The sequence below is a fragment of the Cystobacter fuscus DSM 2262 genome (assembly GCF_000335475.2).
GTDB classification, from domain to species: Bacteria; Myxococcota; Myxococcia; order Myxococcales; family Myxococcaceae; genus Cystobacter; species Cystobacter fuscus.
The window spans coordinates 461,589-486,495 of sequence record NZ_ANAH02000007.1 but is presented as its reverse complement, the minus strand read 5'-3'; the positions used below and the strand labels follow the sequence as shown (position 1 = coordinate 486,495).

Annotated in this window: 19 protein-coding genes; 12 read left to right on the top strand and 7 right to left on the bottom strand. The window is 69.3% G+C overall.

Annotated features, from left to right (window positions below):
- Positions 1–77 precede the first annotated feature (77 nt).
- On the top strand, positions 78–719 hold the full coding sequence (locus D187_RS14410; protein WP_002621596.1) for an NADPH-dependent F420 reductase: 642 nt from the start codon (positions 78–80) through the stop codon (positions 717–719).
- Here the strand turns inward: D187_RS14410 and D187_RS14405 are convergent.
- Together D187_RS14405 and D187_RS14400 are read right to left on the bottom strand one after the other, a co-directional pair.
- Positions 713–1,282: an adenine phosphoribosyltransferase gene (locus tag D187_RS14405; RefSeq protein WP_002621595.1), complete on the bottom strand. Its 570-nt coding sequence runs from the start codon at positions 1,280–1,282 to the stop codon at positions 713–715. The two genes, D187_RS14410 and D187_RS14405, sit on opposite strands and share 7 nt — an antisense overlap.
- Positions 1,279–2,268 (bottom strand): 2-hydroxyacid dehydrogenase, encoded by a 990-nt coding sequence (locus D187_RS14400; protein ID WP_002621594.1) that lies wholly within the window; start codon positions 2,266–2,268, stop codon positions 1,279–1,281. Before D187_RS14400 ends, D187_RS14405 begins: the two co-directional genes overlap by 4 nt.
- 159 nt (positions 2,269–2,427) lie before the next feature.
- On the opposite strand from D187_RS14400, the gene D187_RS14395 reads away from it, so the two are divergent.
- The 4 genes from D187_RS14395 (at position 2,428) to D187_RS14380 (ending at position 9,661) form a co-directional block, all read left to right on the top strand.
- Positions 2,428–5,727, top strand: coding sequence for a DEAD/DEAH box helicase (locus D187_RS14395; RefSeq protein WP_002621593.1), 3,300 nt, complete (start codon positions 2,428–2,430; stop codon positions 5,725–5,727).
- Positions 5,728–5,879: 152 nt separating this feature from the next.
- Positions 5,880–7,619 carry a DNA repair protein RecN gene (gene recN / locus D187_RS14390; protein ID WP_002621592.1) on the top strand — a complete coding sequence of 580 codons (1,740 nt, stop codon included), beginning with the start codon at positions 5,880–5,882 and terminating at the stop codon, positions 7,617–7,619.
- A gap of 94 nt (positions 7,620–7,713) precedes the next feature.
- Positions 7,714–8,475, top strand: a complete 762-nt coding sequence (locus D187_RS14385) for a Stp1/IreP family PP2C-type Ser/Thr phosphatase (protein ID WP_002621591.1) — start codon at positions 7,714–7,716, stop codon at positions 8,473–8,475.
- Positions 8,476–8,764: 289 nt separating this feature from the next.
- The gene (locus D187_RS14380) at positions 8,765–9,661 is read left to right on the top strand and encodes a M23 family metallopeptidase (RefSeq protein WP_043429897.1); all 897 of its coding nucleotides are present in this window, start codon (positions 8,765–8,767) and stop codon (positions 9,659–9,661) included.
- Between the two features lie 88 nt (positions 9,662–9,749).
- Here D187_RS14380 and D187_RS14375 read toward each other — a convergent pair whose 3' ends face one another.
- Positions 9,750–10,439 carry a diguanylate cyclase domain-containing protein gene (locus D187_RS14375; RefSeq protein ID WP_002621589.1) on the bottom strand — a complete coding sequence of 230 codons (690 nt, stop codon included), beginning with the start codon at positions 10,437–10,439 and terminating at the stop codon, positions 9,750–9,752.
- Between the two features lie 43 nt (positions 10,440–10,482).
- A complete protein-coding gene (gene rlmM, locus D187_RS14370; RefSeq protein WP_081713688.1) occupies positions 10,483–11,643 on the bottom strand; it encodes a 23S rRNA (cytidine(2498)-2'-O)-methyltransferase RlmM in 1,161 nt (386 codons plus the stop codon).
- A gap of 173 nt (positions 11,644–11,816) precedes the next feature.
- On the opposite strand from rlmM, the gene secA reads away from it, so the two are divergent.
- From secA to D187_RS14340, 6 genes are all read left to right on the top strand, one after another.
- The gene (gene secA, locus D187_RS14365) at positions 11,817–14,654 is read left to right on the top strand and encodes a preprotein translocase subunit SecA (RefSeq protein WP_002621586.1); all 2,838 of its coding nucleotides are present in this window, start codon (positions 11,817–11,819) and stop codon (positions 14,652–14,654) included.
- 251 nt (positions 14,655–14,905) lie between these two features.
- Positions 14,906–15,880, top strand: a complete 975-nt coding sequence (gene rpsB / locus D187_RS14360; protein ID WP_002621585.1) for a 30S ribosomal protein S2 — start codon at positions 14,906–14,908, stop codon at positions 15,878–15,880.
- Between the two features lie 152 nt (positions 15,881–16,032).
- Complete coding sequence (tsf, locus tag D187_RS14355) at positions 16,033–16,686, top strand: translation elongation factor Ts (protein ID WP_002621584.1); 654 nt, start codon at positions 16,033–16,035, stop codon at positions 16,684–16,686.
- Between the two features lie 167 nt (positions 16,687–16,853).
- Positions 16,854–17,606, top strand: coding sequence for a UMP kinase (gene pyrH, locus D187_RS14350; RefSeq protein WP_002621583.1), 753 nt, complete (start codon positions 16,854–16,856; stop codon positions 17,604–17,606).
- A gap of 34 nt (positions 17,607–17,640) precedes the next feature.
- A complete protein-coding gene (frr, locus tag D187_RS14345) occupies positions 17,641–18,195 on the top strand; it encodes a ribosome recycling factor (protein ID WP_002621582.1) in 555 nt (184 codons plus the stop codon).
- Between the two features lies 1 nt (position 18,196).
- Entirely contained in the window at positions 18,197–19,192 is a 996-nt protein-coding gene (locus D187_RS14340) for a diguanylate cyclase domain-containing protein (RefSeq protein ID WP_002621581.1), read from the top strand.
- A gap of 53 nt (positions 19,193–19,245) precedes the next feature.
- On the opposite strand, the gene cyaY is transcribed toward D187_RS14340, so the two are convergent.
- A complete protein-coding gene (gene cyaY, locus D187_RS14335; RefSeq protein ID WP_002621580.1) occupies positions 19,246–19,578 on the bottom strand; it encodes an iron donor protein CyaY in 333 nt (110 codons plus the stop codon).
- Positions 19,579–19,583: 5 nt separating this feature from the next.
- Entirely contained in the window at positions 19,584–20,093 is a 510-nt protein-coding gene (locus tag D187_RS14330; protein WP_002621579.1) for a SixA phosphatase family protein, read from the bottom strand.
- A 223-nt stretch (positions 20,094–20,316) separates the two neighbouring features.
- On the opposite strand from D187_RS14330, the gene D187_RS58735 reads away from it, so the two are divergent.
- Positions 20,317–21,006, top strand: a complete 690-nt coding sequence (locus D187_RS58735) for a hypothetical protein (RefSeq protein ID WP_002621578.1) — start codon at positions 20,317–20,319, stop codon at positions 21,004–21,006.
- 34 nt (positions 21,007–21,040) lie between these two features.
- On the opposite strand, the gene D187_RS14320 is transcribed toward D187_RS58735, so the two are convergent.
- Positions 21,041–24,829 (bottom strand): FAD-dependent oxidoreductase, encoded by a 3,789-nt coding sequence (locus D187_RS14320; protein ID WP_002621577.1) that lies wholly within the window; start codon positions 24,827–24,829, stop codon positions 21,041–21,043.
- Positions 24,830–24,907: the final 78 nt, after the last annotated feature.

Sequence of the window (24,907 nt, the reverse complement as noted above, 5' to 3'; positions counted from 1 at the left end):
TCTTTTTTCTGGGAGGTTTGACACAACGCGCCACCAGCGGCGCCGCGCGCTGATAACAGGGGCTCGCGGGAGGTGTCATGCGGATTGGAATCATCGGCAGTGGGAAGGTGGGGCGGGCGCTGGGGGCCTGGATGACCCGGGTGGGCTACGAGGTGGCCTTCACCTCGCGCACCCAGGCGCATGCGCTCGAGGCGGCGCGCGACGCGGGCCCCGGCGCCACGGCCCTGGAGCCGCGCGCGCTGGTGGAGGCGTGCGACCTCCTGCTGCTGACGCTGCCCTTCACGCAGATCGTCCCCACGCTCGAGCCGCTGCGCGAGACGCTCGCGGGGAAGATCCTCGTCGACGTCACCAACCCGCTCACCGACAACCACCGGGCGCTGAGCATGGGGCACACGACGTCCGGCGCCGAGGAGATCTCCCGGCGCTTTCCGGAGGCGAGTGTGGTGAAGGCCTTCAACGCCGTCTTCGCGGAGGTGTACGCCGCCCAGCGCTCCCGGCTCGAGGGCCGGCCCGTCACGATGTTCTACGCGGGCGACGAGGACGCGGCGAAGCAGCGGGTGCGGGAGATCCTCGTGCGGCTGGGGTTCGACGCGGTGGACGCCGGACCCCTGATGAACTCGCGCTACCTCGAGCCCCTGTCGCTGCTCAACATCCACCTGGGGCGCGTGCTCGGCTGGGGCGCGAACATCGGCTTCTCGCTGCTGCGCGAGCCTCAATAGGAGAGCAGGGAGCAGACCTTGTCGCGGCCCAGGCGCTCGCGTCCGGGCAGGAAGTCCAGCGAGATGAGGAAGCTGTAGCCCACCACTTCCGCGCCCAGCGCCGTCACCAGGCGCTGCGTGGCCGTGGCGGTGCCGCCCGTGGCCAGCAGATCATCCACGATGAGCACCCGGTCCCCCCGGGCCACCGCGTCCTCGTGCAACTGCAGGGCGTCCTCGCCGTACTCCAGCGCGTAGCGCTCGGTGCGCGTGCGCCAGGGCAGCTTTCCCGGCTTGCGCGCGGGGGAGAAGCCCGCGTGCAGGGTGAGGGCGATGGGCGCGCCGAACAGGAAGCCGCGCGACTCCACGGCCACCACCCGGTCGATGCGCTGGCCCCGGAAGGGCGCCGCCATGGCGTCCACCACGCGGTGGAACAGGTGGGGGTCGGCGAGCACGGGCGTCACGTCCTTGAAGAGGATGCCCGGCTTGGGGAAGTCCGGCACGTCGCGCAGGCGCTTCTTCACCTCGTCGAGGAGGGTGGCGTCATGGCCGGCGATGAAGGGGGAGGGCGGGGGAGTCGGACTCATGGGCGGTAGATCTCCGGGTTGACACAATTCGGCGGCGGGCGACCCTCCATCGCGGCGAGCAGGTTGTCCACCGCCATGGAGGCCATGCGGCCACGGGTGGCGTGGCTGGCGCTGGCGATGTGGGGGGCGAGCAGCACCCGGGGCAGGTGCAAGAGGGGGCTGTCGAGTGGCAGGGGCTCGGGGTCCGTCACGTCCAGGGCGGCGCCACCCAGGTGCCCGCTCTGGAGCGCGTCCACGAGCGCGGATTGGTCCACCACGGGCCCCCGGGCGGTGTTCACCAGCAGGGCGCCGGGTTTCATGGCGGCCAGCTCCGCCCGTCCCAGCCAGTGGCGGGTCTCGGGGGAGAGGGGCACGTGCAGCGAGACGACATCCGATTGGGCCAGCAGCGTGGCCTTGTCCACGCGCGTGAGGCCCAGCTCCGCCTCCAGCTCCGGCCGGGCCTGGCGGTTGACGTACAGCAGCCGCATGCCGAAGCCCCGGGCGCGCCGGGCCACCGCCGCGCCAATGGCGCCCAGGCCCACGATGCCCAGCGTGGCCCCGTGGACGTCCGGGCCCAGCAGCAGGCCGGGCTCCCAGGTGCGCCACTGGCCCGCACGCACGTAGGCATCCGCCTCCGCCACCCGCCGCGCCAGCCCCAGGAGCAGGGCGAAGGCGAAGTCCGCCGTCGTCTCGGTGAGCACCCCGGGGGTGTTGCCCACCGCGATGCGCCGGGCGCTACAGGCGCCCACGTCGATGTTGTCGTGGCCCACCGCCACGTTGCTGACCACCCTCAGGTGGGGGGCCTGGGTGAGCAGGGCCTCGTCTACCCGGTCGGTCAAGAGGGTGATGAGCCCCTCGGCCTCCCGGGCTTCCGCCTGGAGGACGTCTGGCGGAGGGGGAAGGGGTTCCGGCCAGACGCGGGGTGAGGTATGCACGGCCAGTCGGGCGAGCGCCTCTCCTGGCAATTGCCGGGTGACGAAGACGCGAGGGGGGTTGGGGCGTTTCATCTCGACCGACCATGCTCTCACAAGGAGTGGGCCGTGAGGTGGGTGAGCGATCAAACATCGTTTGGCCACCGGCCTTTATTTTTCCCACGACGCGAGACGTCCCGTCTGTGGTAATCGAATGGATTCCCCTCGCCCCGGGGGGAAGGGACTTGCCAGAACGTGCCTTCCATCGCCGACACACGAGAAGCACCGCCCGCTCTTGATGGCCAGTGGCTCCGGACCCTCAAGGCGGAGGTTCCGCCCCTCACCTTCAAGAAGGGCCGCGAGGTCGCGGAATCCCGCCGCGTCTTCGGACTCAACCGGGATGGCGGACGCATCCGGGCCCAGGTGGCCAGCTCCGACGCGCCCGAGGTGCGCTACGAGGTCACCCTCGACGTGGGCGATGGCAAGCCCATCTCCAAGTGCACTTGCGAGGCCTGGAACGTCCAGGGGCCCCACTGCGAGCACGTGGTGGCCGCCGCCCTCATCTTCGCCGCCCGGCTGCGCGCCTCGATGATCGCCGCCGCGGCCAGCGCGTCGGCCAACGCCGCGGCCCCGGCGGCCGCTGCTGCCGCGTCGGCCCCGGCCGCCGAGCCCTCCCGGGACGAGGACGAGGCCCCGGCCGACTCGGAGGAGCCCGTGCCCATGGAGGAAGGGCAGCCGGGGGACGCGGTGAGCCTGCCCGCGCTCGCGAAGGTGGAGAGCTGGCTGGGCCTGTCCTCCCAGCCGGACTACGAGTTCCTCTACCGGCTCACGCCCACCAACGCGGGTCCCGGCGGGCGTCACTGGCTCATCGACGTGCGCCGCCAGGACGCGCAGATGAAGGGGCCGGTGCATATCAAGCGGATGCTCCAGGCCGGCATGCGCATCGCGCCCCCCGACGAGCGCGTCTTCATCCTGCTGGCCAAGCACGAGCAGCGCTACGACTCGCGCATCGTGCTGTCCGACGAGGACCTGTGCGAGCTGTTCGAGTTCCTGCGCCAGCGCCGCGTCATCTACCGGGGCACCGCGCTCATCTTCTCCAACGAGCCGGTCCGGCCGCAGATCCACCTCGAGTCGCGCCAGGACGGCGCCACCGCGCGCATCGAGCTGCTCATGCCGGATGGCACGAGCCTGTCGCTCAAGGACGCCATCCTGCTGGCGGGCATGCGCACGTACATCATCTCCGGGCAGAACCTGCTGCCGGTGGAGCCGGACCTGCCGCCGCGGCTGGTGCGCAAGTGGCTCTTGGAGCCCACCATGGCCTTCCCGGTGGGGCAGTTGGATCGGGTGCTCACGTTCTTCGCCGCCCACCTGCCGCGCTTCCAGATGGCGCTCAAGGCGGACGACATCGACGTGGACGAGTCCGTGGAGCCGCGCTTCCTGCTCACCCTGGAGGGCACCTCCGAGCGCGTGAAGGTGCAGCTCGCCGCGCGCTACGGGCAGACCACGGTCGCCGTGTCCCCCACGGCCTCGCACCTGGGCTACGCGAGCGGCGTGGGCAGCGAGGGCCGCAAGCTCTACCGGCGCCGCGAAGAGGAGGAGCGCGCCGCGGGCAAGCGCCTGCAGGACCTGGGGCTGCGCTACGATCCGCACACCCACGCGTACGACGCGAGCGGGGATGGGGCGATCGAGTTCTGGGCGCGGGGCCTCGCGTCCCTGCCGAGCAGCTGGGAGCGCTTCGGCGTGCAGGCGCCCAAGGTGCGGCTGCGGCCGAAGCTGCGGCCGCGCATCCGCGTGGGCATGAGCGGGGTGAGCTGGTTCGAGCTGGACGCCGAGTTCATCACCGATGATCAGGCGGTGGACCTGGGCGCGGTGCGCATGTGGCTCGACTCGGGCCGGCGCTTCGTGCCGCTCAAGGACGGCACCTACGCGGAGGCGGACCTCGCGGAGCTCAAGCGCGCCGCGGACCTCCTGGAGGAGGCGGGGGCGCTGCCGGGGCGCACGCGCACGCGCCTGCCGCTGCATCAGGCCGTCGCGTTGGATCTGCTCGCGGAGCTGGGCGACTACACCGAGGTGGAGACCAAGGCGCGCAAGGCGATGACCGAGCTGCGCGACACCAACGGCGTGCCCAAGGTGGCGCTGCCCGACGGACTCAACGCCACGCTGCGCCACTACCAGGAGTCGGGCCTGTCCTGGCTATGGTTCCTGCACCGCCACGGACTGTCCGGCATCCTCGCGGACGACATGGGTCTCGGAAAGACGATCCAGTCCCTGAGCCTCTTGCGCAAGGTGGCCAACGAGGAGGGCCGCAAGCCGTCGCTCGTGGTGGCGCCCACCAGCGTGCTGGCCAACTGGGAGCGCGAGGCCGAGCGCTTCACGCCGGGCCTCAAGGTCGTCGTGTGGCACGGGCAGGATCGCAAGGAGCGTGTGGAGGACCTGAAGGCCGCGGACCTCGTGCTCACCTCCTACGCTCTCGTGCGGCGCGACCTGGAGGCGCTCAGCCAGGTGGGCTTCCGCTACATCATTCTGGACGAGGCGCAGAACATCAAGAACGCGGACAGCGCCACCGCCCAGGCCTGCAAGTCGCTGCCGAGCGACACGCGACTGGCGCTCACGGGCACGCCGCTGGAGAACCGGCTCAGCGAGCTGTGGAGCCTCTTCGACTTCCTCATGCCGGGCTTTCTCGGCAGCGCCGAGGGGTTCAGCGATCGCTTCGAGCAGCCCATCCAGGTGGCCAACGACACCTCGGTGCGCGACCGTCTGCGCCGCCGCATCCAGCCCTTCATCTTGCGTCGGCTCAAGACGGAGGTCGCCAAGGACTTGCCGCCCAAGACGGAGAGCGTGGCGTGGTGCGAGATGGAGCCGGGCCAGGCGGCGCTCTACCGCGAGGTGCTCGAGGAGAGCCGCCGCAAGGTGAGCGAGTCCATCGAGAAGATGGGCTTCAAGCGCAGCCGCGTCTCCATCCTCGCCGCGCTCATGCGGCTGCGTCAGGTGTGCTGCGATCCGCGGTTGCTCAAGATGCCCCCGGGCACGCTCCTGCCCTCGAGCGCCAAGCTCGAGCGCTTCGGTCAGCTCGTGGACGACCTGGTCGCCGAGGGCCACCGCGCGCTCGTCTTCAGCCAGTTCACCGAGATGCTGGAACTGCTCAAGGGCGAGGCGGATCGGCGTGGCCTGGGCTACCTCTACCTGGATGGCCGCACGAAGGACCGCATGGGCAAGGTGGACGAGTTCAACCGTCCCGACGGCCCCCCGCTCTTCTTCATCAGCCTCAAGGCGGGTGGCACCGGCCTCAACCTCACGGCGGCCGACTACGTCATCCATTATGATCCGTGGTGGAACCCCGCCGTGGAGGACCAGGCGACGGACCGTACGCACCGCATCGGCCAGACGCGCGCCGTCATCAGCTACAAGCTGATTACCCGCGGCACGGTGGAGGAGAAGATCCTCAGCCTGCAGAAGCGCAAGAAGGAGCTGGCCGCGGGCGTGCTGGGCGCGGATGGCGACTTCGGCAAGATGTTGACCGAGCAGGACCTGGTCGACCTCTTCCATCAGGAATAGCGCTCCCGAGAACCCCGGTACATGCGGGGTTCCCATACACCTCCACGAGCGAGCGGGCGGGCGCCCGTGCTCCAGGCCGGAACGCTTGTGCAGTGTCAGAGGCCACTGCTAGGTTGTTCAGGTACGGGGTGTATCTGGCGAGGGAGTGCACCGTGCTGCTGGGCTTGCGGATTTCGAATGTGGCGGTGATCGAGGAGGTGGAGGTGGCGTTCGGAGCCGGGCTGACCGTGCTCACGGGCGAGACGGGGGCGGGTAAGTCCATCCTGGTGGACTCGCTCGGGCTGCTGCTGGGAGGGCGGGCGGATGCGGACGCCATCCGCGCGGGGTGCGAGGAGGCGTCGGTGGAGGGGGTGTTCGAGCGCACGCCCATCCTGGCGACCCGACTCGAGGAGTTGGGGCTGCCGGACCTGGGCGACGAGGTGTTGGTGCGCCGGGTGGTGGGCCGCAGTGGCCGGGCCAAGGCCTACATCAATGGCTCCATGGTGACGGTGGGGGTGCTGGCGCGCTTCATGCGGGGCGCGGTGGACATCGCCGGCCAGCACGAGCACGTGAGCCTCTTCGACGCGGGGCTGCACCGGGTGCTGTTGGACCGGTACGGGCAGCTCGAGGAGCCGCTCGCCACCTATATGTGTGACTACGAGGCCGTCGCGGACGTGGTGGCCCGCATGGAGGCGCTGGGCGGGGACGAGTCCCGGCTGCGCGAGCGCGCCGAGTTCCTGCGCTTCCAGTTGGATGAGATCTCCAAGTTGGATCCCGAGCCGGGAGAGGACACGCGGCTGGACGCCGAGCGCAAGCGCCTGGCGGGCTCGGAGAAGCTCAAGCGCCAGGGCGCCGAGGCGGAGCTGCTGCTCGGAGGCGAGGAGGCGAGCGCCGTGGAGACGGTGGGCCGCGCGCTGGGGCTGGTGAACGAGGCGGTCAAGTGCGACGCCTCGCTGGAGCCGGTGGCCCAGTCGCTGGGCACCGCCCTGGCGGAGCTGGAGGAGGCGCAGCGGCGGCTCAATCGCTACGTGGAGGGTCTCGAGTCGGATCCGGCCCGGCTGGGCGAGGTGGAGGATCGGCTGGACGCCATCAAGCGGCTGTGCCGCAAGCACGCCACGTCCCTGGAGGGCCTGTTGCAGAAGCGCGACGCCCTGGAGACGGAGCTGTCCACGCTGGACAACCGGCAGGAGGTGCTCGAGGAGCTCGCGCACGAGCGCAAGGCCGCCGAGGAGCGGGCGCGCCGCAGTGGCGAGGCCCTCTCGCGCGCGCGCGTCGCGTGCGCCGGAACGTTCGGCAGCCAGGTGCGCGAGGGCCTGGGGATGCTGGCGCTGGGCAAGGCCGCCTTCGAGGTCCGGGTGACGCCCGGCCACCAGCTCAAGGCCGAGGGCCTGGACGAGGTGGAGTTCTTCTTCAGCGCCAACCCGGGCGAGCCGGCGCGCTCGCTGGCCAAGGTGGCCTCGGGTGGCGAGGCCTCGCGCCTGCTCCTGGCCCTCAAGCGTGCACTGGCCGACAGTGACGGCTGTGGGTGCTACATCCTCGACGAGGCGGACGCGGGCGTGAGTGGCGCCATTGCGGACGTGGTGGGTCGGATGATCAAGGACGTGAGCGGACACCGGCAGGTGCTGTGCATCACGCACCTGCCCCAGGTGGCGGCCTATGCGGACGCCCACCTGCTCATCCGCAAGGGGCTCAAGGGCGAGCGCACCGTCTCGGAGGTGGTGTCCCTGGAGGCGGGCGCCGAGCGGACCCAGGAACTGGCGCGGATGATGTCCGGCGTCGAGGTGACGCGCGAGGCCCTGGGAGCGGCCGAGGCCCTGGTGCGCTCGGCCCACCGGGCCTCGGGCAACACCCGGGCGCGGCGGGATCCTACCCCCGAGGGTGGGTCCCGGAGCCGGTTGCGCCGCACCGCGTAGCAGACAGGCTGCAACCGCTTCTTGCTTCCGCCACGAGCGCTCACATAGCATCCATGATGTGTCCAGAACCGCAGGGCAGACCGCGGCTCCCCCCATGAAGGTCGTCTCGGCCGGCCTCACGGATGTGGGGCGTAAGCGCAATCACAATGAGGACAGCTTCCTGATCGACGACGAGCTACAGCTCTATGTCGTCGCGGATGGAATGGGCGGCCATGCCGGGGGCGGTACCGCCTCGCGCATCGCCGTCGAGACCATCGACAAGGAGCTGAGGCGGGCCCGGGAGAGCCGGGACAACCCATTCGCCACCAGCGCCAACCTGCAGGACTCGCTCCTGCCGGATGCCTTGCGCACGGCGGTGGAGAGGGCCTGTCTGGCCATCTTCACCACCGCGCAGGAGGATCCGCGCCTGTCGGGGATGGGCACCACGGTCATCTCGCTCGTCGTGCGCGACAACCACGCGTTCTTCGCGCACGTGGGTGACAGCCGTGCCTACCTCGTCCGGGGTCCCCTCATCCAGCAGGTCTCCGAGGACCACTCCCTGGTCAACGAGCAGATCAAGGCCGGGATGATCACCCCCGAGGAGGCCAAGCACTCGCGCTACAAGAACATCATCACGCGCTCGGTGGGCTTCGAGGAGGAAGTCCAGGTGGACGTGATGGGCGTGGTGGCCGAGCCGGGTGACGTCTTCCTGCTGTGCTCGGATGGCCTCGCCAACATGGTCGAGGACCGGGAACTGCAAGAGGTGGTGCAGGCCACGCCGGAAATCGCCCAGGTACCCCAGCGCCTCATCGATCTGGCCAATGAGCGCGGCGGTGACGACAACATCACCGCCATCGTCGTGCAGATGTGTGTCTGACGGGGTGCTCCTCTTCTCGGAGGAGCCTCCTGGAATCCTTCCACCCGGCTGTAAGTGAAAGTCGGAGCGAGGGTGTCTCGGCTTGACACCCCTCGAAACCGGGTGGTAGCTGCCCAAACGACCCCTGTGGCAGTGCGGCACGGGGTGGGCATGAATCGGTGGCGAGGGCGGGGCAGGTGGAACGCGCCAGGGGCGGGTCAGTCGAGGACCGTCTCGCGAGCGCACACCGAAGCGCTTTGGCGCATCGAGGGAGTTTGCATTGTCGAAGGCGAAAAAGTCCTACACCCTGATGGTGATCGCGGACCACAACGCACCGGTCCGGCGTTTCAACATCTCGCGGTCGCTCATGTGGCAGGTGGGCAGTGGGGCGCTGTTGCTGACGGGACTGGCCCTGGGTGCTTCACTCCACTATTTCCAGGTGGCCCGGGACGCGGCGGAAAACCGCATCCTCCGGGAGGAGAACCTCACGCTGCGCACCCAGCTCAAGTCGGTGCGCGAGCGCATCGAGCACATCGGCTCCACGTTGGACCGGGTGGAGCGCTTTGATCAAAAGCTGCGCGCCATCACCCTCTTGTCGGATCCCCAGCGCAACCTGGCCATGGGCCCGGTGGAGCGGGAGCCAGGAGTGGGCGCGCCCGTCGCGGAGACGCAGTTCACCGAGCTGACGACGAGCCTGGAGTCGCCCAAGTCGCTGCCGGGCAAGCTGGATCGGCTGAGCGCCGAGGCCACGCGCCAGGAGCAGAGCCTCCAGGAGCTGCAGGCGTACTTCCAGGACCAGAAGTCGCTCCTGGCCTCCACCCCGTCCGTCTGGCCCACGCGCGGCTGGGTGACGAGTGACTTCGGCCAGCGGCTGGATCCGTACACCGCCGAGCGCGTGGGCCACGCGGGCATGGACATCGCGGCGCCCCACGGCAAGCCGGTGGACGCGCCGTCGGATGGCACGGTGGTGTTCGCGGGGCTCGAGGGCGGCTACGGCAACGTGATCGTCATCGACCACGGCTACGGCATCAAGACGCGCTTCGGCCACCTGTCGAAGATCCTGGTGAAGGCGGGGGATCGGGTGAAGCGCGGCGTGCAGATCGCGAACGTGGGCAACACCGGCCGCTCCACCGGGCCACACCTGCACTACGAAGTGCGCGTCAACGGCATCCCGCAGAACCCGCGCAAGTTCATCCTCGAGGACTAGAGGAGCCAGTCATTCGCCGCGCCCTTCCGGGGCGCCGCGCCGTGAGCGGGGGTGGGAGCCCAGGGGCTTCCGCCCCCTTCGCGTTTGCTCAGGCCGGAGAAGCGCCGGGCACGAAGCCGTCGAGCCGCAGCCGGCGCCGCTGGAGCTCCTCGGCCTGTCCCAGGCGCTCGAGGGTATAGGCGCGCTCCAGCTCTCCCCAGACGAGGGGCCCGAGCACCTGCCAGTGGGTGGGCTGCTCGAGCGTGAGCTCCAGCCGGGCGAGGGTGAAGTCCGGCACCTCGGCACCCGCGGGCAGCGCGGCGGCCACGTCCGCGGCGAGCCGGGCGCGCACGGCGTCACGGGGCGCCTGCGCGAGCGACAGCCCCGAGGTGGGCACGAGCAGCACGGCGAAGTTGTCCCCGTGCAGGCGCACCACCTTCGCCCCCGGAAAGCGCGCCTGGAGCGAGGCCACCACGGCGCGCAGCATCGCGTCGCCCGCGGGGAAGCCGTGGCGGGCGTTGACGTGAATCATCCCCTTCACGTCGACGATGAGCGCGCCCAGCGTCCACCCTTCCTGGTGCGCGTGCGTGGAGAGATCGAACTCCTCGCGCAGGAGTGTGCCCTGGGTGAGGGCGAAGGGGTGGAGGGCGCCCGTCGCATCCGGCACGCCCCGGCGCGCGTGCTCCTCGTCGAGCAGCCGCTGAAGCGCGACCTTCACGGGCTCGGCGGCGCGCTGCACGAGCCGTGGGTAGAGGGCCACCAGCGCGGTGGCCAGGTCTTCGTCGATGGCGTAGGGCATGGGGAGAGTCTGGCTCCGAGGAGGAGGAGAGGAGGGGAGGCGCTCACTGGCCCCGGTGCGCGGTGACCGTCACCTCGTCCCGGTCATGGTAGAGCTGGCGCATGGTGAGCCCCTGCCAGCCCCCCTCTTCGGTGAGGATGTGGCGCACGCGCAGCAGCAGGGGGTTCTTGTCCTTCATGGGCAGCTTGATGTTGGCCACTAGGTGCGTGGCCCAGTCGCGCCGGCCCCACTTGGCCAGGAGCTGCGCCACCTCGAGCGGACGCCATGCCATGTCGCAGCACAACCAGTCGACGGGCTCCTCCGGGGTGTAGGCGAAGGCACTCTCCTGCACGTGCTCCACCCGGGGGTGGTGGGCGAGCTCCGGCATCAACTTCGCCGGATCCACGGCGATCACCCGGGCGCCGCGCGCCACCAGCCGCTGGGTCCAGCCGCCAGGGGCCGCGCCCAGGTCCACGCACACCTCGCCCCGGCCGGGCTCGAAGGGGAGGTTGACCAGGGCCTCCTCCAGCTTCATCGCCGCGCGCGAGGGGGAGTCCGCGCCGCGGCGCATGCGCTGGCGGCCACCGGGCGAGAGCGACAGGGCCTCGCGCGCGGGCACCTCGCCCATCATCACCACCCCGGGCGCCACGCACAGCTCCACGAGCGTGGCTCCCGCCTCGCGCGCCCGCCACGTCTCCTCCAGGAGCCGGTCGGCGGGCAGGCGGGCCCGCACGGCCTCCAGCAGGGCATCCGCCTCGTCCGCGAGCCGGTTGCCCTCCGGGCTGTCGGGGGTGAAGGACTGGAGGACGAGCATGCCCTTGGGCAGGGTGTCGAGGATGCGCTCGGCCAGGGCTCCGGCCATCGGGTCGAGGTTCTGCTCGGAGGGGAGGGAGGTGAGCACGCGGATGCCGGTCCGCGCGAACACGGGCGGCTCGCTGGGGCGGGTCTCGCTCTCCACCAGGACCTCGCCCAGCATCCGGGGGGAGGCGCCCGCCCAGGCGAGCTCCTCGAAGAGGTGGGATTCGAACCCCGCCCGGCATGTCCACAACCACCGGTCCGGCTGGGCGGGGAGGGTGGTGGGAGGGGGGGCGGGGGCCTTGACCCGGGGCGGCGAGGCGCCAGGGGGTGGCCTGGCGGCCGCGTTCCGGGCGGGGGGGCTGCCCTTGGAGGGCCGGGGGGCGGGGCGTCTGACGGGACGGCGGGGGTCTTTTCGACGAGAAGGCATTGCGTGGCCTCGGTTCCGCTTTACTGTGTCCCGCCGCTCGCGCGGCGGCCAATCGGATGGGATGACGGAGGAGAAACGCATGGTTTCCTTCCAGCATCCCACCTATCTTTCGGGGATTTCCCTTCACTCGCCGTGTCCCATCGTGGACTCTCCGGCGGGAGAGTCACCATCGCATGATTGAATGGACGCTGAAGAAGATCATCGGGACCAAGAATGAGCGTGAGCTCAGGAAGACGGAGCCCAAGGTCCAACGCATCAACGCGTTGGAGAGCAAGATGCGGGACCTCAAGGACGAGGACTTTCCCGCGGCCACCGCGCGCATGAAGCAGGAGGTCCAGAACGGCCGTCCGCTGGACGACCTGCTCTACGAGTCCTTCGCGCTGGTGCGTGAGGCCGCCCGCCGGGTGATCGGCCAGCGGCACTACGACGTGCAGCTCATCGGCGGCATGTTCCTGCACCAGGGCTGCATCGCGGAGATGCGCACGGGCGAGGGCAAGACGCTCACCGCGACGCTCCCCAGCTACCTCAACGCGCTGTCCAACCGCGGCGTGCACATCGTCACGGTGAACGACTACCTGGCCCGGCGTGACGCCGAGCAGATGGGCCGCATCCACCGCTTCCTGGGCATGACGACGGGCTGCATCCTGCACGAGCTCAACGATCGGCAGCGCCAGGAGGCCTACCGGGCGGACATCACCTACGGGCAGAACAACGAGTTCGGCTTCGACTACCTGCGCGACAACATGAAGTTCCGCCTGCAGGACTACGTCCAGCGCGAACTCAACTACGCCATCGTGGACGAGGTGGACTCCATCCTCATCGACGAGGCGCGCACCCCGCTCATCATCTCCGGCCCCACCGACGACACCACCGACAAGTACTACAAGGTCGACAAGGTGATTCCGGGGCTCGTGCCGGACCAGGACTACATCCTGGACGAGAAGCACAAGTCGGTGTCGCTCACGGACGCGGGCATCGAGAAGGTGCAGAAGCGTCTGAGCATCGCCAACCTCTACGATCCGGGCGAGATCGAGACGCTGCACCACGTGGACCAGGCGCTGCGCGCGCACACGCTCTACCGGCGCGACCGCGACTACGTGGTGCGTGACGGCGAGGTGATGATCGTCGACGAGTTCACCGGCCGCCTGATGAAGGGGCGCCGCTGGTCGGATGGCCTGCACCAGGCCGTCGAGGCCAAGGAAGGCGTGAACATCGAGAACGAGAACCAGACGCTGGCGACCATCTCGTTCCAGAACTACTTCCGCATGTACTCCAAGCTGTCGGGCATGACCGGCACCGCCGACACCGAGGCCGAGGAGTTCGCGAAGATCTACAACCTCGAGGTCCGCGTGGTGCCGACCAACCGGCCCATGGTGCGTCAGGACCTGGAGGACGTGGTCTACAAGACCGAGCGCGAGAAGTTCGAGGCGGTGTGCAAGGACATCGAGGAGCTGCACAAGAAGGGGCAGCCGGTGCTCGTGGGCACGGTGTCCATCGCCAAGAGCGAGGTGGTGGCCAGCTTCCTGAGCAAGCGCGGCATCCCCCACAACGTGCTCAACGCCAAGCAGCACGAGCGCGAGGCGGACATCATCGCGCAGGCGGGCCGCAAGGGCGCCATCACCATCTCCACCAACATGGCCGGCCGCGGCACGGACATCCTCCTGGGCGGCAACCCGGAGACCATGGCCAAGCACGAGGTGGGCGCCGAGCCCCAGCCTCCTCCGCCCAACCCCGACGGCACGCCGGTGGACCTCACCGGCTACCAGCAGGCGCTCGCCGAGCACAAGCAGCGCTTCGACGAGGCGCTGGCGAAGTTCAAGGCGCAGACGTCGCGCGAGCGCGAGGAGGTCATGGCGGCCGGCGGCCTGTGCATCATCGGCACCGAGCGCCACGAGTCGCGCCGCATCGACAACCAGCTGCGCGGCCGCGCGGGCCGCCAGGGTGACCCCGGCACGAGCCGCTTCTACCTGTCGCTCGAGGACGACCTGATGCGCATCTTCGGCTCCGAGCGCATCTCGGGGCTGATGGAGCGCCTGGGCATGGAGGAGGGCGAGGTCATCGAGCACGTGTGGCTCAGCCGCGCCATCGAGAGCGCCCAGCGGCGGGTGGAAGGCCACAACTTCGACATCCGCAAGAACCTGCTCGAGTACGACGACGTGATGAACCAGCAGCGGCGCACCATCTACAAGCTGCGCCGCAAGGTGCTGGCCGCCGGCGCCGGCATCCCGCTCGTGGAGTACGACGAGGACAAGAAGACGCGCGTCAAGCTGCGCACCGAGCAGACCGTGTCCTGGGCGGACTACAAGGAGATGATCCTCGACGCCGTCGAGGACGTCATCGTGGCGCTCACCGACACCTACTGCCCGTCCAAGAACCCGGCGTCGTGGGACCTGGAGGCGCTCGCGCGCGGCGTGAAGGACACGCTCAACCTGGAGATGTCCTTCGCCACGGCGGGCTCGCGCGAGGACATCCAGAACGACATCTACTCGACGGCGGAGAAGGTCATCCGCGCGCGCGAGGAGGAGTTCGGCGAGGAGTTCCTGCGCTTCCTCCAGGTGCGCTACCTCGTCTCCATCGACACGCTGTGGAAGGATCACCTGCTCGCCATGGACCACCTGCGCCAGGGCATCGGCCTGCGCGGCTACGGCCAGAAGGACCCGAAGCAGGAGTACAAGAAGGAGGGCTACTCGGGCTTCATGCAGATGCTCGGCGCCATCAGCTCGCAGTTCGTCAGCCAGATGATGCGGGTGCAGGCGCGCGCCGCCACCGCCGCCGCCGAGGAGACCGCCCGGCTCGCCCGGCAGATGGCCCAGCGCCAGCGCCAGATGCACGAGGGCCGCGCCGACGCCGAGGGCAAGCTCGCCGAGCCCGCCGCTCCCCGTCCCGCCGCGACGCGTCAAACCGCCGCCGCCCCGAGCGGAGGCCCCAAGGTGGGCCGCAATGATCCGTGCCCCTGCGGCAGTGGCAAGAAGTACAAGAAGTGCCACGGCGCCAACGAGGCCAGCGTCTAGGACTTGACGCCGCCCGGCCCCTCGCCCTCCGAGGGAGCCGGGTTCCCCACTCCCTCCTCTCCCGCCGTGCGCGTGAAGCTTGCATGGCCGGGAGGGGTTTTGTTAGAGAAGCCGCGCCCGCCGTTGGCCCAGGCTGGTGGCGGGTTTTTCACCGCAGTCAACCCACTTCACACACGCGCGTCCCGGCCCTCGGTGCTCCCGTTGAGGAGGCAACGGCCGGACTTTTCCCCGCGCGTGGAGGACGAACCGAGATGGAAACGCAAGACACGACGCAGCAGCAGGCCATGGCCGCCGCCAGCGGCATCACGATGCGGCAGCTCCTGGAGGCCGGTGTTCACTTCGGCCACCAGACCAAGCGCTGGAACCCCAAGATGAAGCCCTTCATCTTCGGCGCCCGCAACGGCATCTACATCATCGACCTGCAGAAGACGGTCAACATGGCCCGCGCGGCCTTCCGCTTCGTGGCGGACATCACCGCGCGCGGTGGCTCGGTGCTCTTCGTGGGCACCAAGAAGCAGGCCCAGGACGTCATCCAGGAGGAGGCGCGCCGCTCGGGCCAGTTCTTCGTCACCAGCCGCTGGCTGGGTGGCACGCTGACCAACTTCAAGACCATCAAGCAGGGCATCGACCGGCTCAAGACGCTGGAGAAGATGGCCGAGGACGGCACCTTCGAGCGCCTGCCCAAGAAGGAAGTGGCGACCCTGGAGCGCGAGCGGGAGAAGCTCGAGAAGAACCTGGGCGGCGTGAAGGAGATGACCAAGCTGCCCAAGTGCCTCTTCGTCATCGACCCGAAGAAGGAGCACATCGCGGTGCACGAGGCCAACCGCCTCGGCATCCCCGTCATCGGCGTGGTGGACACCAACTGCGACCCGGACGGCATCGACTTCGTCATCCCGGGCAACGACGACGCCATCCGCTCCATCAAGCTCTTCACCTCCAAGGTGGCCGAGTCCTGCATCGAGGGCGGCGCCCGCTACCGCGCCAGCGGCGCGGCGGACCGTGACGAGGAAGAGGCCCGTGACGACCGCCGTGACCGCGATGACCGCGGTGGTGATCGCCGGGGCCCCCGCCGCAACGACCGTGGCGGTGACCGCCGTGGGGGGGACCGCGGAGACCGTGGCGGTGACCGCCGTGGGCCGCTCGTGGAGATGAAGGGCGCTTCCGCCCCCGCCTCGTCGTCGGGCGAGTCCGCCCCCGCCGAGGGTGGCGAGACCACCGCCGAGTAATGCCGTCCGCGCCCCCGCACCGGGGCGCGTGGAGTCCAGCCGGACGGCGTTCGCTCGCCGCCCGGCTTTTCTGTTTTCAACCGCAGCACCCCTGACAACCTCAATCGCCCCTCCCGCCACCCAGGCATCCGGAGAGGCCCCTGGAGACGAACATGGCCGAGGTCAGCGCCACGATGGTGAAGGAACTCCGCGAGAAGACCGGCGCGGGCTTGATGGATTGCAAGAAGGCGCTCGCCGAGTCCGCGGGTGACTTCGTGAAGGCCGAGGAGTGGCTGCGCAAGAAGGGCATCGCCAAGGCGGGCAGCAAGGAAGGCCGCGTGGCGGCCGAGGGCCTCATCGGCTCCTACATCCACGGCGGCCGGATCGGCGTGCTCGTGGAGGTCAACTGCGAGACGGACTTCGTCGCCCGCAACCCCGACTTCCAGGATCTGGTGAAGGACGTGGCCATGCACATCGCCGCGGCCAACCCCCAGTACGTGCGCCGCGAGGAAGTCGCCACCGACAAGCTGGACAAGGAGAAGGAAATCCAGCGCGAGCTGCTCAAGCAGCAGGGCAAGCCCGAGGCCATGTGGGACAAGATCCTCGTGGGCAAGGTGGAGAAGTACTACGAGCAGGTGTGCCTCGTGGACCAGCTCTGGGTGAAGGACGACAAGAAGAAGGTCGGCGAGATGATCAACGAGCGCGCCGCGAAGATTGGCGAGAAGGTCGCCGTGCGCCGCTTCGTCCGCTTCGAGGTGGGTGCCGGCATCGAGAAGAAGAAGGACGACCTGGCGGCCGAAGTGGCCAAGACGCTCGGCCAGGCCTGAGCCCCTTGCCTCCGCGAGGAGGCGGACGAGGGCCGTGTCTCCCGGGGAAGCCCCGGGCGGCGCGGCCCTCTTCATTTGCACGCTCGCCGCGCCCAAGGGCTTTCTGGCGGACGCCCGGGGCACTCCGGCGTTGATGCGGCCGGGGCGAGGGGATAGAAGCGGGGCCAATGTCCGCTCCAGCCTCGTCGCCTCGTTACAAGCGCATCCTGCTCAAGCTGTCTGGCGAAGCCCTGATGGGTGAAGGGAAGTACGGTATCCACCCGCCCACGCTCACGCGCATCGCCTCGGAGTTGAAGGAGGTGGTGCAGGCCGGCGTGGAGATGGCCGTGGTCATCGGCGGAGGCAACATCTTCCGCGGCGTGGCCGGCTCCACCGAGGGCATGGACCGCGCGAGCGCCGACTACATGGGCATGCTCGCCACCTGCATCAACTCCATGGCGCTGCAGGACGCGCTGGAGAAGCAGGGCTGCCACACGCGCGTGCTCTCGGCCATCAAGATGGAGCAGATCGCCGAGCCCTACATCCGCCGGCGCGCCGTGCGCCACCTGGAGAAGGGCCGCATCGTCATCTTCGCCGCCGGCACCGGCAACCCCTACTTCACCACCGACACCGCCGCCTCCCTGCGCGCCATGGAGATCAACGCCGAGGTCATCCTCAAGGCCACCAAGGTGGACGGGGTCTACAACGCGGATCCCAAGAAGGATCCCGCGGCGCGCCGCTACCGGACGCTCACCTACATGGACGTCCTTCAGCAGAACCTGAACGTGATGGACTCCACCGCCATCTCGCTCTGCATGGACAACAAGCTGCCCATCATCGTGTTCGACCTGACCCAGCGCGGCAACATCGCCAAGGCGATCCTGGGGCAGCTCGGGGACATTGGCACGCTGGTGGGTGTGGGCGAGACCGCCTGGGCCTGAGGCAGTACGGACGCTTCGCTAAGGAGACCTGCACATGGCAGACGTCGTGACCGACCTGAAGAGCCGTATCGACAAGACGCTCGATGATCTCAAGAAGGAGCTCACCAAGGTGCGCACCGGCCGTGCCAGTCCCAACCTGCTGGACGGCATCCGGGTGGACTACTACGGCACCCCCACGCCCCTGAGCGGCGTGGCCAACATCACTTCTCCCGAGCCCCGGCTCATCATCATCAAGCCCTGGGAGAAGAGCGTCCTCAAGGATATTGAAAAGGCCATCCGCGAGGCCAACCTCGGCATCAACCCGATGAACGACGGCGAGGTCATCCGCCTGCCCTTCCCCCCGCTCACCGAGGAGCGGCGCAAGGAGATCGCCAAGCAGGTGAAGACCAAGGGCGAGGACCACAAGGTCGCCATCCGCAACATCCGCCGCGACGCCAACGAGGCGCTCAAGGCGCAGCTCAAGGACAAGAAGATCACCGAGGACGACTCCAAGCGCCTGACGGACAAGGTGCAGAAGGAGACGGACGACGGCGTGAAGAAGGTCGACGAGATCATCTCCAAGAAGGAGAAGGAAGTGATGGAGGTCTGAGATGGCGCTGGTCCTCGTCGCGGAGCCCTCGGTCGCGGTGGCCGGGGCGCTGCGCCGCTTCCTGGAGGGCGCCGGCCACGAGGTGTTGGTGGCCAGCGCCCTCCAGGAGGCCCTGGAGCGGGTGCGCGAGCTGGCGCCCGTGCTCGTGTTGTCGTCCGTCACGGAGAGCTTCGACGGGGAGGGCCTCTGCCGGCAGGTGAAGGAGGAGCTGCCGGGGACGCCGGTGCTGCTGCTCTACCTGCCGGAGGAGGAGAGCCCCGAGACGCGCTCGGCCTCCGCCGGAGCCGAGGCGTGCCTGGTGGGGCCCCTCAAGCGCGCCACCGTGGTGTCGTGCGTGAGCTTGATGATCCAACTCGCCAAGGCGCGCGAGGCGGTGTCGGTGGTGCGCACCGAGATGCAGCTGTTGCAGCACCAGGGCAACCGCCGCGAGGCGACGGCGCCGCTGTCGGACCTGGAGTTCTTCAAGCGGCTGCTCTTCATGGAAGTCAAACGCAGCCGCCGCTACCGCTACCCCATCGCCTACCTGCTCCTGGAGCCGGATCGCTACGCGGAGAAGCTCGCGTCGCTGCCGCCCCCGGTGCGCACGTCCGCGCTGGCGGAGATGCTCCGGCGCATCAGCGACGGCCTGCGGGACATCGACGTGGCGGTGCCCTTCGCCGAGGGGCGCTTCATCATCTTCCTGCCCTATACGCCCTATGAAGGGGCCCTGGTGGTGGCGGAGCGGTTGCTCCAGCGCGTCAAGCAGGTGGAGTCCGTCCAGGGCCTCACGGCGTCGCTGGGGCTCGCGGTGTTCGAGCCGTCGGCGGCCAAGGGCCAGGCCCAGGTGAGCTTTGGCAGCCTGATGAAGGAGGCGGGCGAGGCTCTGCGCCGCGCGCAGGCGAGCGGCGGAGATCGCGTCGAGGGGCGTCCGGTGGCCTCGGAGCCCGCCGCGCCAGCGGCCTCGGAGCCCACTGAGACCGTGGTCCTGGACGCCGCCCCGGAGACGCCTCCGGAGTAGGGTGCCCCCCTCTCCCTCCCACGGGTGGGGGAGGGGGCCCTCGGTGCTTCCCGTCAGGCGCGGTAGGTGAGCGGCTCGCCGGAGATGTCCTGGACGACGTCCGCCACGAAGCGGAACAACTCGAGCCCCTTGCCCTTGTCGTCCAGCCAGAGGCCTCGGGTGGGCTCGTAGGAGAAGTGGATGCCCTGCCCGCGGCCGGCGACCCAGATCTGCCGCACGGCGCGCTGGGTGTTGACGATGCACTTCTCGCGCGAGGCACTGGTGAGCGTCACCATGTCGCCCGTGCTCTCGGCCTCCAGCACGTCGGGATCAATCCCGTCCGCGGCGGCGAGGATGCGCTTGAACGCCCCCGCCACGAGCTGGTTGTAGGTGGCTTCGTCCATCATCGACGCTACTGGAGGACGTCGATGAGCTGCTGGCCCGGCGAGGCGAAGAAGAGCAGCTTCGCGGGAGCGGGAGCGACTCCGGGCTCGGTGACGTCCGGGCGCTCGATGGCGATGACGGTGCCGGGGCTCACCTGCTTGGGGAACGACTGCATCCCGAGCAGGTGGGTGGCCAGGGCGCCCATGGAGGGCTGATGGCCCACGAGGATGATGTTCTCGCCCGCGTGCTCGTCGATGACGGGCGTCACGGCTCCCACCGGCATGTCCGGCAGGAGGCAGCGGTGCACCCGCAGCGGCCCCTCGTGCTTGAGGGAGGTGGAGAGCATTTGCGCCGTCTGTACCGTGCGCACCAGTGGGCTCGTGAGCACGAGCGAGACTGTACCGATGCGCTCCGCCAGCGACGCGAAATGCGCGGCCGTGTTGGCTCGGGCCTTGGCAGTGAGCGCGCGAGCCTCGTCGCCGAGTCCCTCGGGGGCCTCCGCGTCCGCCTCTCCGTGCCTTACCAGGAAGATCCTCAAGGTGCCTCCACCGCTACCTGAACGAACCGCGGTTCGTACACGACCGCGAATGGGTTGGTCAAAGGTAATGCGGCGATTGTTGGATGTTGGGGCCTTGCCCGCTGGCCAGCAGGCAGCCAGAGCATCTCCGGCCGGTCCGACTCCAGCCCCGCGGCGGCCGGGGAGCCCCTATACTGCGCCCTTTTGCTCGATGGGGTAGGTACGCCCCCCAGGAGGCCCCTGGATGCGCAAGGTGTTGTGGGTGGTGTTCGCCGCTGGCCTGTTGTCCGGATGCAAGAAGGAGGAGCCCGCCGCCACGGCCGGGCCGAGGCAGGAGGCGGAGGCCGGCCGGGAGGAGGCGCCGGGCACGGGCGCCGACCCCTTCGATGACAGCAAGCCCTATGTGCTGACGCGGGAGAAGCTGGACGCCTATGTGAGCTACCAGCGCACGGTGCAGTCGGCCTACGCCGCCGTGGCCCGGGAGCTCCAGGCGGCCCGGGCCCGCTTCCAGGAGGCTCCCGGCACCCCTGCCCAGGGCCAGGGCCGCCTGTCCGAGTCCATGAAGGCCATCGAGAGCAAGGCGGAGCTCGAGGACAAGGCGCGCCGCGACGTGGGCTTGAGCGAGCAGGACGTCAACCGCATCGGCTCGCTGGTGATGGACGTCATCACCCAGCGGCACATGGCGGCCATGCTGGACCTGTCCGGCGAACTCCAGAAGCTCGAGCAGATGCAGGCCCGGCTCAAGCCCGAGCAGGCCGCGGAGCTGGCGCCGCAGATCGACGCCATGCGCCTGCGCCTGCAGGAGACGGAGAAGCTCGCCTCGGTGCGCAAGGTCCACGGGGACGCCAACGTGGACCTGGTGCTCACCCGGGAGCAGGACCTGATGACCAACTACCAGGACATGCTCCGCTCGTTCGGGGGCAGGGCCCAGTAGGCGCCCAACCCCCCAGTGGTGCCTACACGAGGGCCTACACGCGGCGCAGGCCCGGCACCTTCTTGAGCAGCTGCGCCAGGTACAGGTCCGACATCTTCTCCAGGACCGTGTTGCCGCGCAGCCGCTGGTTGAGGTTGGCGAAGTCCACCTCGTCCAGGCGCTGATCCTGGTTGAAGCAGGAGAACACCCACGTCTCCTTGCCCGTCTTGGGATCCACGTGCCGCTGCAGGCACTGCGCGCAGATCTCCTTCATCATGCACTGCATGGGCGAGTTGATGGAGCCGATCGCCTCGTGCTCGGGCTTGAGGTAGGGCTGGAGCACCCCGTGCCGGGCCTCCTGCACCGCGCGCATCATCCGGTCCGAGCCGATGGCGATGATGCGGTCCACCTGGCTGAAGGAGACCAGGGGCTTCTTGCTCAGCTCGCCCTTGGCGTAGGCGAGCATCGCCTGCACCACGTTGCCCCGGAAGGACGAGTCCTGGGGACGCCGCGGCTCGATGATGTCGCCCGCGTCCACCGACCACACCACCTGGTCCGTGGAGGCCTCGATCTCCTCGTGCTTGAAGACGTCCGCGCGCTGACGGAAGCCGGCGAAGTACACCACCTTGCACCCGGCCGCGCGCAGCGAGCGCGCGATGGAGAAGAGCACCGCGTTGCCGAGGCCTCCACCCACCAGCAACACCGTCTCGTTGTGCGGAATCTCCGTGGGCGCGCCCGTGGGTCCCATCACCACCACCGGCTCACCCGGCTTGAGCGCCGCGCACAGTCGGGACGAGGAGCCCATCTCCAGCACGATGGTGCCCATGAGCCCCTTCTCCTTGTCCACCCACGCGCCCGTGAGCGCCAGGCCCTCCATGGTGAGCCGGACTCCGTCCACCACCGTCGCGCTGCGCTCGAAGTTCTGCAGCCGGTAGAACTGGCCGGGCTCGAAGTGCTGCGCGGCGAAGGGCGCCTTCACCACCACCTCCACGATGGTGGGCGTGAGCCGGTTGACCGTCACCACGCGCGCGAGCAGCGCCTCGTCCAGCTTGCCGAAGTGCGCCGCCAGCTTCTCGTCGCGCCGCGCCTGCGCCAGCTCGTCATTGAAGTCCAGCGCCGCCACTTCCTTCGCGTACAGCCGCGCCACCTCGGGGTAGCCGTCCTTCGCGCTCGCCATGGCCTTCACCACGTTGCCCGCGTAGGTGGGGTGGTTGTCTCCGAAGTAGGAGATGAAGTGGCCGTCCTTGCGGTACGAGGTGAAGAAGCCCGTCTTCACGCCGATGTCCTCCACGGGCTGCACCTGCGCGAGCGAGAAGCCCTCGGGGGACTCGGCCAGCTCGTAGCTGCGGAAGTACTCCTTGTTCTCGTCCAGCTCGAAGGTGCCCGGGTACTCCTTCTCGTAGGTGACGTTGGGCGCCGTGCCGGCCGCCACGCACACCGTGCGCGCGGGCATCTCGAAGAACTCGCCGCTGCCGCGCAGCTTGCCCTCCTTCGTCACCATGCGCTCGAAGCGCAGCGCCCGCACCGCGCCCTTCTCGTCCGCCAGCGCCTCCACCGGGCTCATGCGCTCGATGAAGCGGATGCCCTCCTCGAGCGCCTTGGACACCTCCTCGTGGTTGAGGCGGTAGGCGGGCGACTCGGTGAGTCCACGGCGGTACACCAGGCTCACGCCGCCCCAGCCGCGCACCAGCCGGATGAAGTCCGGCGCCCGTCCCTCGGCCTTGGCGCCCTCGCGCTCGGCGCGCACCGCCCGGCCATGCTCCAGGAAGGTGAGGTAGGTCGCCTTCTCCTCGGGATCCAGCCGCGCGAGCACCGTCTCCTCGCCCAGCTCCGCCACGAGCTGCTCGTGCCGCAGCAGCGTCTTCTCCACCTGCACCGGGTAGTACGCCATCAGCTCCGTGGCGGTGTCGATGCCGGTGAGGCCTCCGCCGATGACGATGGCCGGCAGGCGCACCTGGAGGTTGGTGAGCGAGTCGCGCTTGAAGGCGCCCGTGAGCTGCAGCGCCATGAGGAAGTCGCTCGCCTTGCGGATGCCCCGGATGAGGTTGTTCTTCATCCCGATGATGGTGGGCTTGCCCGCGCCCGCGGCGATCGCGAGGTGATCAAAGCCCATCTTCCATGCGTCCTCGATGGTGAGCGTGCCACCGAAGCGGATGCCGCCGTAGATGCGCAGGTTCTCGCGCCGCTCGAGCGTCAGGTGGAGCAGGGTGAGGAAGTTCTTGTCCCAGCGCACGGTGATGCCGTACTCGGACACGCCGCCGAAGCCCTCCTGGATGCGCTCGTCCAGCTCGTGGGTGATGGCGCGCCAGTCGTGGATGGGCAGGAGCTTCTTGCCGTTGCGGCCCACCAGCTCGTCCGGGAAGGGCTCGATCTTCAGGCCGTCGATGCCCACCACGCCAAAGCCCTCGTTCACCAGGTAGTGCGAGAGCGTGTAGCCCGCGGGGCCCATGCCCACCACGAGCACGTTGCGGCCCACGTACGGCAGCGCGTACGGACGGCGCACGTTGAGCGGATTCCAGCGCGTGAGCAGGCCGTAGATTTCAAAGCCCCAGGGCAGCGCCAGCACCTCGGTGAGCGTGCCCGTCTCCGCCAGGGGGATGTTCACCGGCTCCTGCTTCTGGAAGACGCACGCCTTCATGCAGTCGTTGCAGATGCGGTGGCCGGTGCCCGGGCACATCGGGTTGTCCAGCATCACCATGGCCAGCGCGCCCACCGACAGGCCCTCGCGCTTGAGCGCGTGCGCCTCCGAGATGCGCTCGTCCAGCGGACAGCCGGTGAGCGGAATGCCCAGCGGGTTCTTCTTGTACGTGTGGCCCTCGGCCACCGGATCCTTCGCCACGAAGCCCGTGGAGCACGAGTCCTTCTTGCGCTCGTGGCAGATGACGCAGTAGTCCACCTCGCCCATCACCTCGCGCTGGGTGCCGCGCGGGTCCGTCAGCTTGAAGCCGTCGCGGTAGCGCAGGTGGTGCTCCGAGCCCTGCGTGGCCTCGGGCATGTTCGGGTCCGGCCGCTCGAGCTGCACGAGCTGATCGAACACCAGCGGCTTGGGCACCCGGTGCGTGGGCCACTTGTGGAACAGCTCCTTCATCTCCGGGTGCAGCGCGCGCGCGTACGTCCAGCGGTCCGCCAGCGACAAGAGGTTGCGCACCGACTGCAGCTCCGCCTCGTCCGTGCCCTGCTGCACCAGGCTGGAGCCGAACGCCTCCTTGCCCTCGGGCGCCGACAGCAGCGCGGCGCGCAGGCCCGTCCACCGGGTGCGCAGCGTCTCGGACTGCTCGGGCGTGAGGGGCGGCAGGTTGCCGGAGGTGCCGGAGAACAACCGCTCCAGATCCATCAGCGTGAGCAGCGACTCGGCCAGCGCGCGCTCCACGTCGTCGCTCGCGAGTGCCTCGGGGAAGGCGAGCGACAGCAACAGCCGCATCCGCGCGTCCAGCGACGGGTACTCGGCGAGCGAGGGGCGATCCGTGGCGCCCTTCTTGAACACGCGGCGGGTGATGAACTCGCGCTTGAAGTCGAACAGGGGCAGCTCGCTCTTGAGCGAGCGCGCCAGCCGGTCCGACTCGGCCTCGACGCCGAAGAGCTTGGACACGAAGGCGCCCACGTGGCGCGCCACGCGGATGAGCAGCTCGGACTCGGCGGGGCCCTCGAGGCCCTTGCCGCCCGCCTTGCGGTAGGCGTCGAAGGTCTGGAAGAGCTCGGGCTCGTCCTTGGCCAGCTGGGCGTCGAAGTGATCGGACAGGCGGCGCAGCCCGCGCGGACGGTAGAGATCCTCGAAGCTGAAGCCGGGAATACCGAGGGTCAGCGTGGGTCCGTCGTTGGAAGGAAGAGCGTTCAAGGATTGCATGTCACGGGCCGTCAAGGAGAGAGGGCAACCAGAGTGGAACGGTTGCTGGATCCGCTCCTATTTCGCGACTTACCGCCT